This window comes from Rhizobium sp. 05L429 (assembly GCF_056397645.1).
The window spans coordinates 19928-32596 of sequence record NZ_JBFTNV010000045.1; the positions used below are offsets into that span (position 1 = coordinate 19928).

The following is a 12669-nucleotide window of genomic DNA, read 5'->3' on the forward strand; positions in this document are numbered from 1 at the left end:
AATCAGATCCAGGAGTTTCCCAAGGCGCATGTCAGCCATCCGCGGCGAAAAAGTCACGTTTCGCAAGAAGGATATCGTCGCCTTGCACAACCTGCCTTCCGCGCAAGCGGAGGATCCCCTCATCGTGCATTGCCCGCCGCCGCGCTCACGCATGCGCGGCACCGCAAAAGCCGCCAGCGGCTTCTGCGCAGTGATCCTGTTCATCCTGGCGGCGATCGTCTTCACCATCGAAAGCGGAATTATCGACGCGCCGCTGTCACAGCAGGCGCAAGCGGCGCTGAACGGTGCACTGGGGCCGCGCTACCGGGCCGAAGTCGGCTCCACCGTCATCCGCTTCACCTCCGGCCTGCGGTTGGCGCTCGAAGCGCGCGACGTCAATATGATCGACCAGCAGAGCGGCCAGCATCTTTCCACCACATCGTCGATGCGCATGGCGCTGGATCCGCTGCAGCTCTTCCGCGGCCGCATCGCCGTGACGTCGGTCGAGGCGGACGATATCGCGCTCGACACCTCACTGCTTCCCTCGGGCGATCCGGTAAAGCTCGACAATCTGCGTGTGGATGCGATTCCGGCGGCAATGGAGGCGATCTTTTCGCATCTCGACATGTTCCGGACCTTCGTCGAGCGCGGCGGCACGGACTCGGTGCGCATCTCGGGTATCGACATAAAGCTCGCAGACACGGCAAACGGGCCGGTCTCGCTGGTGGTCGACAACCTCGCCTTTGAACATGCCGGGCCGAGCTCGCTGCAGCTGAGCGGACAGATCTCGATCAATGGCGAGACCGCCGATCTCAACGTCATCACCGAGGAGGCGGGCGGCCATGCATCGCGGCTCGTCGCCACGCTGACGCATGTCGACCTGGCGCCTTTTGCGCTGAAGCGCAACGAGCAGGGGGATATCCGCCAGGGCCTCAACTCATTCGGCAACCTCACCCTGTCCGCCGTGCGGGCCGCCGATGGCGTCAAGCCGACGCTCAATGCAGCGCTCAATCTCGACCCCGGCCTGATCTATGTCGATGGCGATTCGCAGGAACTGACGGACGGCCAGTTCAATCTTGCCTATGACTTCGACAGGCAGACACTGGAGATCGCCAAGTCGCGGTTGCATCTCGGCCCGACCGTGCTGCCGATCAGCGGTGCAGTGATCGACCTCGACAAGCTCGATCCCAATGCAGGCAAGGGGTTCGGCATCGATGCGCTTATCAGTGGCGGCACGGCGGCGCCAAACTCCGGCGAGCAGCCGCTGTCCTTCGACCTGCAGGCGACCGGGCGCTATCTCGTCGCCGGCCGCGAGTTCCAGTTTTCCAACATGGTGGCTTCCTCGCCGCTCGGTTCGCTCTACGGCGCTCTGCATCTTCGGCTGAACGACAAATCGCCCGAAATCAGCTTTGTCGGCCAGTCGCAGCAGATGCAGACGACAGCGATCAAACAGCTCTGGCCCTATTGGATGGCGTCCAAAGCGCGGGTATGGGTGCTTGCAAACCTCTTCGGCGGCGTGGTGACCGACGCTTCCATTTCCGTCTTCATTCCGCCGGGCCGGCTGGATGAGGCTGCGAGAGGACGCGGCCTGCGGCTCGACGAAAACCAGCTCCGCATCGCCTTCGACATCGCCGGGACGCGCATGAATGTCGCCGGCGAAATCCCCCCGATACGCGATACGGCGGCGCATTTCGACCTGACAGGCGGGCGGGCGGCGATCTCGCTCAAGAGCGGCACCTCCTATTTCCCGTCCGGGCGTTCAGTGGCGGTACAGCCGGGCACCTTCGTGCTGCCGTCGGTCTATGACAAGCCGCTGATGGCCGTTGCGGACATTTCCGTTTCAGGTTCTGCCGATGCGGTGGGCGAGCTTCTGACCTACAAGCCGATCAAGGTGCTGCAGCGCGCGGGCTTCGTGCCCGACGACCTCAAGGGCAATATCGACGCGCATGTGCAGGCGCAGTTCGGGCTTCTGTCCTCGCAAAATCCGCTGCCGCCTGAGTGGACGGCGCAGATGAAGCTCACCGACATTGCGCTTGCCAAACCGTTCTCGGGACGCATCATCACCAATCTCGACGGTACGCTCGACGCCGATCCGCAGCAGGTGAAGGTCAAGGGCAAGGCCGACATCGACGGCGTATCCGCCGATATCGATATGCTGGAGCCCGTCGACAAATCTTCCGGCATCGAGCCGCAGCGCGTGATTACGGCAACACTGAACGGCGACCAGCGCGACAGGCTGTTGCCTGGCCTGTCCGGCATCCTTGGCGGCAGCGTCAAGCTGGTCCTGACGCGCCTCGACGAGGATCGTCAGGACGTGCAGCTCGATCTCGGCAAGGCATCGCTCGAACTGCCCTGGATCGGCTGGTCGAAGGGCAGCGGCATTCCCGCCAATGCCGAATTCGAGGTTTCCGGCCCGCCTGACAATACGCAAGTCAGGAATTTCCGCCTGAAGGGTGATGGCTTCGGGGCAACGGGCGCACTCGTGATCGGCAAAAGCGGCCTGATGTCGGCGGATTTCGACAGCGTGAAGCTTTCCTCCGTCGATGATTTCGCGCTGTCGCTGAAGCGCGGGAAGGGCAGCTACGATATCTCCGTCTCCGGCGCCAGCGCCGACGTGCGGCCGATCATCGACCGGCTGAAATCGGACTCCGGGGGCGATGGTGACGGCGGCGATGCCACTGGCGTGAGCGTGCGGGCGAAGCTGCAGAACATCATCGGCTTCAACGACGAGAAAATCAGTAATTTCCAGGCGCAGATCGGCTTGAGCGGCAGCCGGCTGCAATCATTGAATTTCTCCGGGATCACCGACAGCGGCGAGGCTGTCGTCAGCCAGATGCAGGGTGGCGGCGTCATCAACGTCACCAGCGGCGATGCCGGCTCGGTGTCGCGCTTTGCCGATCTCTACCAGCATATGCAGGGCGGCCTGCTCAATCTGGCGGTCCGCCTCAATGCAGGCGGCGGCTGGGATGGTTCGGTCGATGTACGCCGTTTCTCGATCGTCAACGAGCAGCGCCTGCGCTCGATCGTTTCCACACCTGTCGGTTCGGACCAGCGCACGCTGAACGAAGCCGTCAAACGCGATATCGATACCTCCTCGCAGCGCTTCCAGCGCGGCTTTGCCCGTGTCGTCTCGCGCGGCGGGGCGATCTCCATCGAAAACGGCGTGCTGCGCGGCGACCAGATCGGCGCGACCTTCCAGGGCGTGGTGCGCAATGCCAAGGGCAACATGGACATGACCGGCACCTTCATGCCGGCCTATGGCCTCAACCGTCTCTTTGCCGAGTTGCCGCTGATCGGCATCATCCTCGGCAACGGCTCGGACCGCGGCCTGATCGGCATTACCTTCAAGCTGACCGGTAAGTTCGACCAGCCGAACCTGCAGATTAACCCACTGTCGGTGATTGCGCCCGGGGTCTTCCGCCAGATCTTCGAATTCCAGTAAGGAATTGGAAAGCCGAGACAGGCGCCCGCTTCAAACTGCTGACAAGATCGGCCAACTCCTCTTTCGTCATGCTCGGGCTTGTCCCGAGGATCTGCTGAGGAAAAGACGAAGTTTGTCTGCAAAGAAAAAGCCGGCGCGAAAGCCGGCTTTTTGGATCCTATCGCTTGCGCGGTTTACGCTGCACGGCGGATCAGGATGTGCTTCTTCTTGCCGAGCGACAGCTTGATGACGCCATCGGCGGTGATTTCCCCGCTGCCGATCATCCGGCGCTCGTCACTGACGGCCTGGTCGTTGATGCGCACGGCGCCACCCTGCACGTGACGGCGGGCTTCACCGTTCGACGCGGCGAGGCCGGCACGGACGATCAACGACAGAAGGCCGATGCCGGCGTCGAGCTCGGAGGCGGGAACCTCGACGGACGGCAGGTTGTCGGAGAGGCCGCCTTCCTCGAAGGTCTTGCGTGCCGTCTCGGCTGCCTGTTCGGCAGCTTCGCGGCCGTGCAGGATCGCGGTGACCTCGGTCGCCAGGATCTTCTTGACCTCGTTGATCTCGGAGCCGCCGAGTGCGGAAAGGCGGGCGATCTCGTCCATCGGCAGCGTCGTGTAGAGCTTGAGGAAGCGCTCGACGTCGGCGTCCTCGGTGTTGCGCCAGTACTGCCAGAAATCATAGGCCGAGAGCATGTCGGCGTTCAGCCAGATCGCGCCGGTCGCAGACTTGCCCATCTTGGCGCCCGAAGATGTGGTCAACAGCGGCGAGGTCAGCGCATAGAGCTGCTTCGTCCCCATGCGGTGACCGAGGTCGATGCCGTTGACGATGTTGCCCCACTGGTCCGAACCGCCCATCTGCAGGCGGCAATCGTAGCGCTTGGCAAGCTCGACGAAGTCATAGGCCTGGAGGATCATGTAGTTGAATTCCAGGAAGGAGAGCGACTGCTCACGGTCGAGGCGGGTCTTGACGCTGTCGAAGGCCAGCATGCGGTTGACCGAGAAATGCCTGCCGACATCGCGCAGGAACTCGAGGTAGTTCAGCGAGCGCAGCCATTCGGCATTGTTGATCATCAGCGCGTCCTTCGGACCGTCGCCGTAATCAAGGTAGTTCGAGAAGACGCGCTTGATGGAGGCGATGTTGCCTTCGATCGTATCGACGGTCATCAGCTGGCGGGCCTCTTCCTTGAAGGAGGGGTCGCCGACCATGCCGGTGCCGCCGCCCATCAGCGAGATGGCGCGATGGCCGGTCTTCTGCATCCAGTGCAGCATCATGATCTGGATGAGCGATCCGGCGTGCAGGCTGGGTGCGGTCGGATCGAAGCCGATATAAGCCGTCACGGTTTCCTTGGCGAAGAGATCGTCGAGGCCGCTTTCATCGGAAATCTGATGAATGAAGCCGCGCTCTTGTAGCGTGCGGAGGAAATCGGACTTGAACTCGGGCATGGGCTTCGTCTCTTGAACGTCGAACAGGAATGGGATTGACGCTTGTTGAACCGTCGCGGCGCGTTTAGCACTGTTTTTCCAAAAGTGCATCCGGGAATCGCATGAAAGGCGCGCGGCGCAATGGATATCGTCAGGACTGCGATCGGCTTGATGAGCGGCACCTCGATGGACGGCATCGATGTGGCACTGCTCAGAACCGACGGGCGAGGCTTCATCGAGCGCGGTCCGTTCCTGGGTGTGGCCTATGATGCCGGTTTTCGCGAGCGGCTGAAGCGTGCGCTCGACCTGGCGCGGCCGCTGAGCGATCGCAGCGCACGGCCCAATGAACTTCGTGAGATCGAAATTGAACTCACCCTACGTAATGAAGATGCCGTTACGGCATTTCTCCAGAAATTCGGGCTCGCTAGCGGCGATATCGACGTGCTCGGCTTCCACGGCCAGACCGTGCTGCACCGACCAGGCGATGCGCTGACGATCCAGATCGGCGATGGAGAGTTGCTGGCGGAACGCACCGGCATTCCCGTCGTCTACGACATGCGCGCCAACGATATGGTGCATGGCGGGCAGGGTGCGCCGCTGGTGCCGGCCTATCATGCAGCCCTTGCCGGCCGCTTCCAGCAAGAGGGACAGACGGTCTGCTTCGTCAATATCGGCGGCATTTCGAACCTCACCTATATCGGCGTGGATGGGCGCATCGCAGCCTTCGACAGCGGCCCCGGCAATACGCTGATCGACCAGTGGGTTGAGATGCAAACCGGCAAGACTTACGATCCCGGCGGAGAGATCGCCGGGCGCGGGCAGGTGGTGGCTGATATCGCCGCCCGTTATCTCGGCAGCCCTTTCTTCCAAGGCAATATCCGCCGCTCGCTCGACCGCGGCGATTTCAAGCCGCTTGTCGATGGCGAGGCGAGCCTTGAGGACGGCGCGCGCACGCTTGCGCATGTCGCCGCCGCCTCGATCGTCAAATCGGCCGGCTATCTGCCGGAAAGCCCCTCCGTCTATATCGTCTGCGGCGGCGGCCGGCTGAACGGCACCATCATGGCGGAATTCGCCGACATGGCCGGCGAGAGGGGCTCGGCAGTCATGAGCGCCGAACAGGCGGGTTTCGATGGCGATGCGATGGAGGCAGAGGCGTGGGCCTATCTGGCGGTACGCTCGCTGGAGGGGCTACCGCTCACCTATCCCGGCACGACGGGCGTCAGCCAGCCAGTGACCGGCGGCGTGTTGGCGGAGCCGGCGAGATGACGGACGGGATTATCTTCGAAACGCCGCGCCTCATCGCGAAAATGTGGGACGACGGTGATGCGGGCCTGATTTTCGACCTGCATTCGACGATCGAAACGACGCGATACATGTCTGGCGCCGCCCCTTGGTCGCGAGAAAAATGCGAAGAGCGGTTGGCGACATATCTTGCCGAGCAGGGGCGCGACGGCACGACGAAATACAAGATCGTCGGCCGCGAGGATGGCCGCTTCATCGGCCGTGCCGGGATCTCGCTCTACCACACCGGCGAATATGAGATGGGCTATGCCCTTTACGCTCGCGAATGGGGCAAGGGATATGCGACGGAAATTGCCGGAAGCCTTGCCGACTGGTTCTTTTCCAGGGATTTTCCGCCGCATTTCATCGCCTTCACGCACCCGGACAATCTCGCCTCGCAGCACGTATTGAAAAAGATCGGCATGCGGGTGCGCGGGCCGATCTTTATCGAAGGTATCAAGGGCGTTGAATTCGAGATGACGGCCGCCGTGCGGCAGGCCGTTACCTGATCCGCTTGGCTGCCGGTTCCGGCACCAGCTCGCCGTTGAGGCGGCGGTCGAGATAATCCTCGCACTCGGCCATCAGCGTGTCGACCTGACCGTTGAAGAAGTGGTTGGCGCCCGGCACGGTGCGGTGGGTGATGAGAATGCCCTTCTGGGTCTTGAGCTTCTCGACGAGACCGTTGACGTCCTTTTCAGGTGCCACCTTGTCCGCCTCGCCATTGATGATCAGGCCGGAGGACGGGCAGGGGGCAAGGAAAGAGAAGTCGTAGGTGTTCGGCTGCGGCGCGATCGACATGAAGCCTTCGATTTCCGGGCGGCGCATCAGAAGCTGCATGCCTATCCAGGAGCCGAAGGAGTAACCGGCGACCCAACAGGTCTTCGAATCGGGATGGAGGCTCTGCACCCAGTCGAGCGCGGAAGCCGCATCCGAAAGCTCACCCGCGCCATGGTCGAATTCGCCCTGGCTGCGGCCGATGCCCCGGAAATTGAAGCGCAGTGTCGTAAAACCGCGCTTCTGGAACATGTAGAAGAGCTGGTAGACGATCTGGTTGTTCATCGTGCCACCAAACTGCGGATGCGGGTGCAGAATGACGGCGATCGGTGCGCTTTTTTCCTTGGAGGGCTGGTAGCGGCCTTCAAGACGGCCGGCTGGGCCGTTGAAAATAACTTCGGGCATCGGTACTCCGGGTTTTATTTCGCGTTCACGCTACGTTTGGTGACAACATGACTTGACGATTGTTGTCAGCTTTTCTAAAACGCAGTTTAGAACAATTCGAAACTTGCATGGCGATCCACGCAGCGTGGAATGTGTCATAAGGCAAGCCCGGCGGAAATTTCAAGAAAAATGCGCCGCCGCGCCTGAGCAAGCTCGTCAAGCGCAGGACCGAAGACAATGGCGCCGCCACGCCTTTATCTCGATTGGAACGCAACATCGCCGATGCACCCTGCAGCGCGTGAAGCGATCATGCGCGCCATGGACATCTTCGGCAATCCTAATTCCGTTCACGGCGAAGGCCGTGCTGCCCGTGCGGCCATCGAGGGCGCGCGCCGCAAGATCGCACTGCTGACCGGTGCCGATCCCTCCAATGTTATCTTTACCAGTGGCGCCACGGAAGCTGCCAATATGGTACTGACGGCGGAATTCAGCATGGGCCGCACGCCGATGAAGCTTGGCCGTCTGTATCATTCCGCCGTCGAGCATCTGGCGGTCCGCGAGGGCGGCCGCTTCCCGAAAGACAAGACGACCGAGATCCCGGTGACCGATGCCGGCATCGTCGATCTGAAGGCGCTCTCCGAACTTCTCGATGCCCACGACAAGGCGACAGGCCTGCCGATGGTGGCGATCATGTTCGTCAACAACGAGACGGGCATCGTCCAGCCGGTCGAAGAGGCGGGCAGGATCGTGCGCGCCCATGGCGGGCTCTTCGTCGTCGATGCCGTCCAGGCGGCCGGCCGCCTGCCGACCGAGATCGATCGGATCGGCGCGGATTTCATGATCATTTCGTCGCACAAGATCGGTGGGCCGAAGGGTGCGGGCGCACTGATTGCCCGTGGCGAAGCGCTGATGCCGAAGGCGCTGATCCGCGGCGGCGGCCAAGAGAAGGGTCACCGCTCGGGGACACAGAACTCGCTGGCATTGATCGGCTTCGGGGCGGCGGCGGAAGCCGTGCTGCAGAATCTTGAGGAACGCAATGCCGGCATTGCCGTGCTGCGCGACAGGCTGGAAGCCGGCATGCGCGTTGCGGCGCCCGATGTCATCATCCACGGCGCCGGTGGCCCGCGCGTCGCCAATACCATCTTCTTCACCCTGCCTTGCATGAAGGCGGAGACCGGGCAGATCGCCTTCGATCTCGAAGGCTTAGCCCTTTCAGCGGGCTCGGCTTGTTCTTCAGGCCGGGTCGGTGAAAGCCATGTGCTGACGGCGATGGGCCGCGATCCGAAGCTCGGCGCTCTGCGCATCTCGCTCGGGTTTTCGACGACGGCTGATGACGTGGACAGGGCGATTGCCACCTTTACGAAAATTGCCTCCCGGCGAAAGCTGGCGGGCGAGGCGGCCTGACCGCCTCACAAACTTGCGGAAACGCAAATTTCTACTTGCCAACAGGGCTGAAAAGTCCCTTTTGGCCGCTTATATCAGGGGCAAAAGAAAATTGCCCGCACGACAAGCTGCCGGACCTTTTCTCCGGCAAGATTGGAGAACGACATGCCTGCTGTCCAGGAAACCGTCGATCGCGTCCGCCAGATCGACGTGGACCAGTATAAATACGGCTTCGAAACAGTCATCGAGATGGACAAGGCACCCAAGGGCCTTTCCGAAGACATCATCCGCCTGATCTCCTCCAAGAAGCAGGAACCGGAATGGATGCTCGAATGGCGCCTCGAAGCCTACAAGCGCTGGCTGACGATGGACGAGCCCACCTGGGCCCGCGTCGACTATCCGAAGATCGATTTCAACGCGATCCACTATTACGCGGCGCCGAAGAGCACGCCGGGTCCGAAGTCGATCGAAGACGTCGATCCTGAAATCCTCAAGGTCTACGAGAAGCTCGGCATTCCGCTGAAGGAGCAGGAAATCCTGGCCGGCGTGCAGAAGCCGAAGATCGCGGTCGATGCGGTGTTCGATTCCGTTTCCGTCGTCACGACCTTCAAGGAAGAGCTGAAAAAGGCCGGCGTGATCTTCATGTCGATCTCGGAAGCGATCCGCGAATATCCCGAGCTGGTACAGAAATACCTCGGCTCGGTCGTTCCGACCACCGACAACTATTATGCGACGCTGAACTCCGCTGTCTTTACCGACGGTTCCTTCGTCTTCGTGCCGAAGGGCGTGCGATGCCCGATGGAGCTTTCCACCTATTTCCGCATCAACGAGAAGAATACCGGCCAGTTCGAGCGCACCCTGATCATCGCCGAGGAAGGCGCTTACGTCTCCTACCTCGAAGGCTGCACCGCACCGCAGCGCGATGAAAACCAGCTGCACGCCGCCGTGGTCGAGCTCGTTGCCCTCGACGATGCCGAAATCAAATATTCGACGGTCCAGAACTGGTATCCGGGCGACAAGAACGGCAAGGGCGGCATTTACAACTTCGTTACCAAGCGCGGCGATTGCCGTGGCGACCGTTCGAAGATCTCCTGGACGCAGGTCGAAACGGGCTCTGCCATCACCTGGAAGTACCCGTCCTGCATCCTGCGCGGTGATGATAGCCGCGGCGAGTTCTACTCAATCGCCGTTTCCAACGGCCATCAGCAGATCGACAGCGGCACCAAGATGATCCATCTCGGCAAGAACACGTCGAGCCGCATCGTCTCCAAGGGCATTGCCGCCGGCGTTTCGCAGAACACCTATCGTGGCCAGGTCTCGGCCCACCGCAAGGCGTCCAACGCCCGCAACTTCACGCAGTGCGACTCGCTGCTGATCGGCGACAAGTGCGGCGCCCATACGGTGCCTTACATCGAAGCGAAGAATTCGACGGCGCAATTTGAACACGAAGCGACCACCTCGAAGATTTCCGAAGACCAGCTGTTCTACTGCCTGCAGCGTGGCATTCCGACCGAGGCGGCGATCGCGCTGATCGTCAACGGCTTCGTCAAGGAAGTGCTGCAGGAGCTGCCGATGGAATTCGCCGTCGAGGCGCAGAAGCTGATCAGCATCTCGCTGGAAGGCTCAGTCGGCTGACATGAGCGAGGCGGACAAGAAGCGAATTCTTGAACGCCTGACGAATATGCGCGGAGAGATCCTGTCGAAGATAGGCCCCCGCGAGCAAAGATACGAGACGGAGATGCCGCCGGAGCAGCCCTATGTGTTTCTCCGGCAGCGCATGGAAAAATCGGCAAAGATGTTTCCGGATATCCCGGAATTTCTCAAATGGCCTTGGCTCATCGTGGTCGCGTTTGTCCGTGTCATTCGTTTCTTCTGGCCATAGCACAGAGCACAACGTGTCAATGCCCTTAGAAATTACGCGAGGCTCCGATGAGCTACGCAGAGAAAACGCAGGAACCAAAGATGCTTGAAATCAAGAACCTCCATGCCCGCATCGCCGAAGACGGCACCGAAATCATCCGTGGCCTGAACCTCACCGTGAAGGCTGGCGAAGTTGCCGCCATCATGGGCCCGAACGGCTCCGGCAAGTCGACACTCTCCTACATCCTCTCCGGCCGCGAAGATTACGAAGTGACCGAGGGCGATATCCTCTACAACGGCGAGAGCATCCTCGAGCTCGACGCTGCCGAGCGCGCCACCAAGGGTATCTTCCTGGCCTTCCAGTACCCTGTCGAGATCCCCGGCGTTGCGACCATGCAGTTCCTGAAGGTGGCGATGAACGAGCAGCGCAAGGCACGCGGCGAAGCCGAACTGACGACGCCCGACTTCATGCGCCGCGTCAAGGACGCTGCGGGCAAGCTGCAGATCAACACCGAGATGCTGAAGCGCCCGCTGAACGTTGGTTTCTCCGGCGGCGAGAAGAAGCGTGCCGAAATCCTGCAGATGGCGCTGCTCGAGCCGAAGCTCTGCGTGCTCGACGAAACCGATTCCGGCCTCGACATCGACGCGCTGAAGATCGTGGCCGACGGCGTCAACGCGCTGCGGTCGCCCGATCGTGCCGTCGTCGTCATCACCCATTACCAGCGCCTGCTCGATTACATCGTGCCGGATACGGTCCACGTTCTCTACAAGGGCCAGGTCATCAAGTCCGGCGACAAGACGCTCGCCCATGAGCTGGAAGCCAACGGTTACGCCGATATCATCGGCGCCGCAGCCTGAGCGTGGCGGAAAGGACGACGTCCATGAACATGCAAACGACGAGCCGCCTGACCGCGGCCGAATCGGCGCTGATTGAAGCGTTCAACCACCAGATCGGCGAATTGCCGGGCAATGGCGCGGTCACCGCGTTGCGCGACCGGCTGCTCGACGACCTGAAGAAGGAAGGCCTGCCGACGCGCCGCGTCGAGGCCTGGCACTATACCGATCTCAAGAACCTGCTGCGCAGCGTTCCGGCGCAGGCGGGTGACGCCGGCTCGGAAGCGCTGCCGCCGCTGGTTGAGGGTTCTCCGGTGCTTGCCGTCATTCAGGGCAGGGCCGCCAACAAGGCCGCAATCGGAGATCTCTCGGTTTCGGTCTATTCCGAAAAGCTGACCGACGGTTCGGCCGCTGCCAATCTCGATGCGCTCGGTCGCGACGACGCTGTCGGCCGCATCAATGGCAGCTTCGTCAAGGATGGCTATGTCGTCGACGTGCCCGATGGCACGGAGCTCGAAGAGCCACTGGAAATCCAGTTCGTGCATGCCGGCGGCGACATTCATACCCGCCTGCCTGTAACCTTCGGCGCCAATGTGAAGGGTGTCGTCATCGAGCGTCACCAGTCGGTGACGGGTGACGCCGCGCTCGTGTCGCATGTCAGCGACATCACGGTGGGTGAGGGCACGGAGCTCACCTGGATCATTCTGCAGCAGCAGGGTGGCGAAGATACGCATCTCGGCCAGATCCGCATCGATCTCGGCGCTGACGCCAAGCTGAAGCTCTTCGTCATCAATGCCGGCGGCAAGCTGGTGCGCCAGGAGCTGAATATCAAGGTAACGGGCGAGGGCGCCGATCTGACGCTGCGCGGCATCAACCTGCTCGGCGGCGAGACACATACCGATGTGACGATGGTGCTCGGCCATGACGTGCCGCATACCGGCTCGACGGAAGTGATCCGCAACGTCGTCTTCGATCGCGCCAGAGGCGTCTTCCAGGGCATGATCCGGGTTGCGCCCGATGCCCAGAAGACCGATGCCAAGATGGCCTGCAACACGCTGCTGATGTCCGACGATGCCGAATTCTCGGTCAAGCCTGAGCTCGAAATCTTCGCCGACGACGTGCAGTGCGGCCATGGTGCGACGGTCGCCGATATCGACCACAACCATCTCTATTACCTGATGGCTCGCGGCATTCCGGAGAACAAGGCGCGCGCCATGCTCGTCAACGCCTTCGTTGCCGAGATCGTTGAGGAAATGGAAGACGAAGCCCTGGTCGAGGCGCTGGAAGGCGTCATTTCGGCCTGGCTGGAAAAGCACGCCTGAT

At 61.6% G+C, this 12669-nt stretch carries 10 protein-coding genes; 8 read left to right on the plus strand and 2 right to left on the minus strand.

Features of this window, described 5'->3' with window-relative positions:
• The first annotated feature begins 28 nt into the window (after window positions 1-28).
• On the plus strand, window positions 29-3421 hold the full coding sequence (locus AC1DNW_RS32345; protein WP_477855457.1) for a hypothetical protein: 3393 nt from the start codon (window positions 29-31) through the stop codon (window positions 3419-3421).
• A gap of 173 nt (window positions 3422-3594) precedes the next feature.
• On the opposite strand, the gene tyrS is transcribed toward AC1DNW_RS32345, so the two are convergent.
• Window positions 3595-4851, minus strand: coding sequence for a tyrosine--tRNA ligase (gene tyrS, locus AC1DNW_RS32350; protein WP_113310654.1), 1257 nt, complete (start codon window positions 4849-4851; stop codon window positions 3595-3597).
• 120 nt (window positions 4852-4971) lie between these two features.
• Between tyrS and AC1DNW_RS32355 the strand changes: the two genes are divergently transcribed.
• Complete coding sequence (locus AC1DNW_RS32355) at window positions 4972-6096, plus strand: anhydro-N-acetylmuramic acid kinase (RefSeq protein WP_113310653.1); 1125 nt, start codon at window positions 4972-4974, stop codon at window positions 6094-6096.
• Window positions 6093-6620: a GNAT family N-acetyltransferase gene (locus AC1DNW_RS32360; RefSeq protein ID WP_113310652.1), complete on the plus strand. Its 528-nt coding sequence runs from the start codon at window positions 6093-6095 to the stop codon at window positions 6618-6620. Before AC1DNW_RS32355 ends, AC1DNW_RS32360 begins: the two co-directional genes overlap by 4 nt.
• Here AC1DNW_RS32360 and AC1DNW_RS32365 read toward each other — a convergent pair.
• Entirely contained in the window at window positions 6613-7290 is a 678-nt protein-coding gene (locus AC1DNW_RS32365) for an alpha/beta hydrolase (protein WP_025668882.1), read from the minus strand. The genes AC1DNW_RS32360 and AC1DNW_RS32365 overlap by 8 nt on opposite strands.
• Before the next feature lie 216 nt (window positions 7291-7506).
• On the opposite strand from AC1DNW_RS32365, the gene AC1DNW_RS32370 reads away from it, so the two are divergent.
• The 5 genes from AC1DNW_RS32370 to sufD all read left to right on the plus strand — a co-directional run bounded on the left by AC1DNW_RS32370 (window position 7507) and on the right by sufD (window position 12668).
• A complete protein-coding gene (locus AC1DNW_RS32370) occupies window positions 7507-8673 on the plus strand; it encodes a cysteine desulfurase family protein (RefSeq protein ID WP_113310651.1) in 1167 nt (388 codons plus the stop codon).
• Between the two features lie 144 nt (window positions 8674-8817).
• Window positions 8818-10287 (plus strand): Fe-S cluster assembly protein SufB, encoded by a 1470-nt coding sequence (sufB, locus tag AC1DNW_RS32375; RefSeq protein ID WP_113310650.1) that lies wholly within the window; start codon window positions 8818-8820, stop codon window positions 10285-10287.
• Between the two features lies 1 nt (window position 10288).
• Complete coding sequence (locus AC1DNW_RS32380; protein WP_113299413.1) at window positions 10289-10534, plus strand: hypothetical protein; 246 nt, start codon at window positions 10289-10291, stop codon at window positions 10532-10534.
• Between the two features lie 80 nt (window positions 10535-10614).
• Window positions 10615-11370: a Fe-S cluster assembly ATPase SufC gene (gene sufC / locus AC1DNW_RS32385; RefSeq protein WP_113310690.1), complete on the plus strand. Its 756-nt coding sequence runs from the start codon at window positions 10615-10617 to the stop codon at window positions 11368-11370.
• A gap of 23 nt (window positions 11371-11393) precedes the next feature.
• A complete protein-coding gene (gene sufD, locus AC1DNW_RS32390; RefSeq protein ID WP_113310649.1) occupies window positions 11394-12668 on the plus strand; it encodes a Fe-S cluster assembly protein SufD in 1275 nt (424 codons plus the stop codon).
• Window position 12669: the final 1 nt, after the last annotated feature.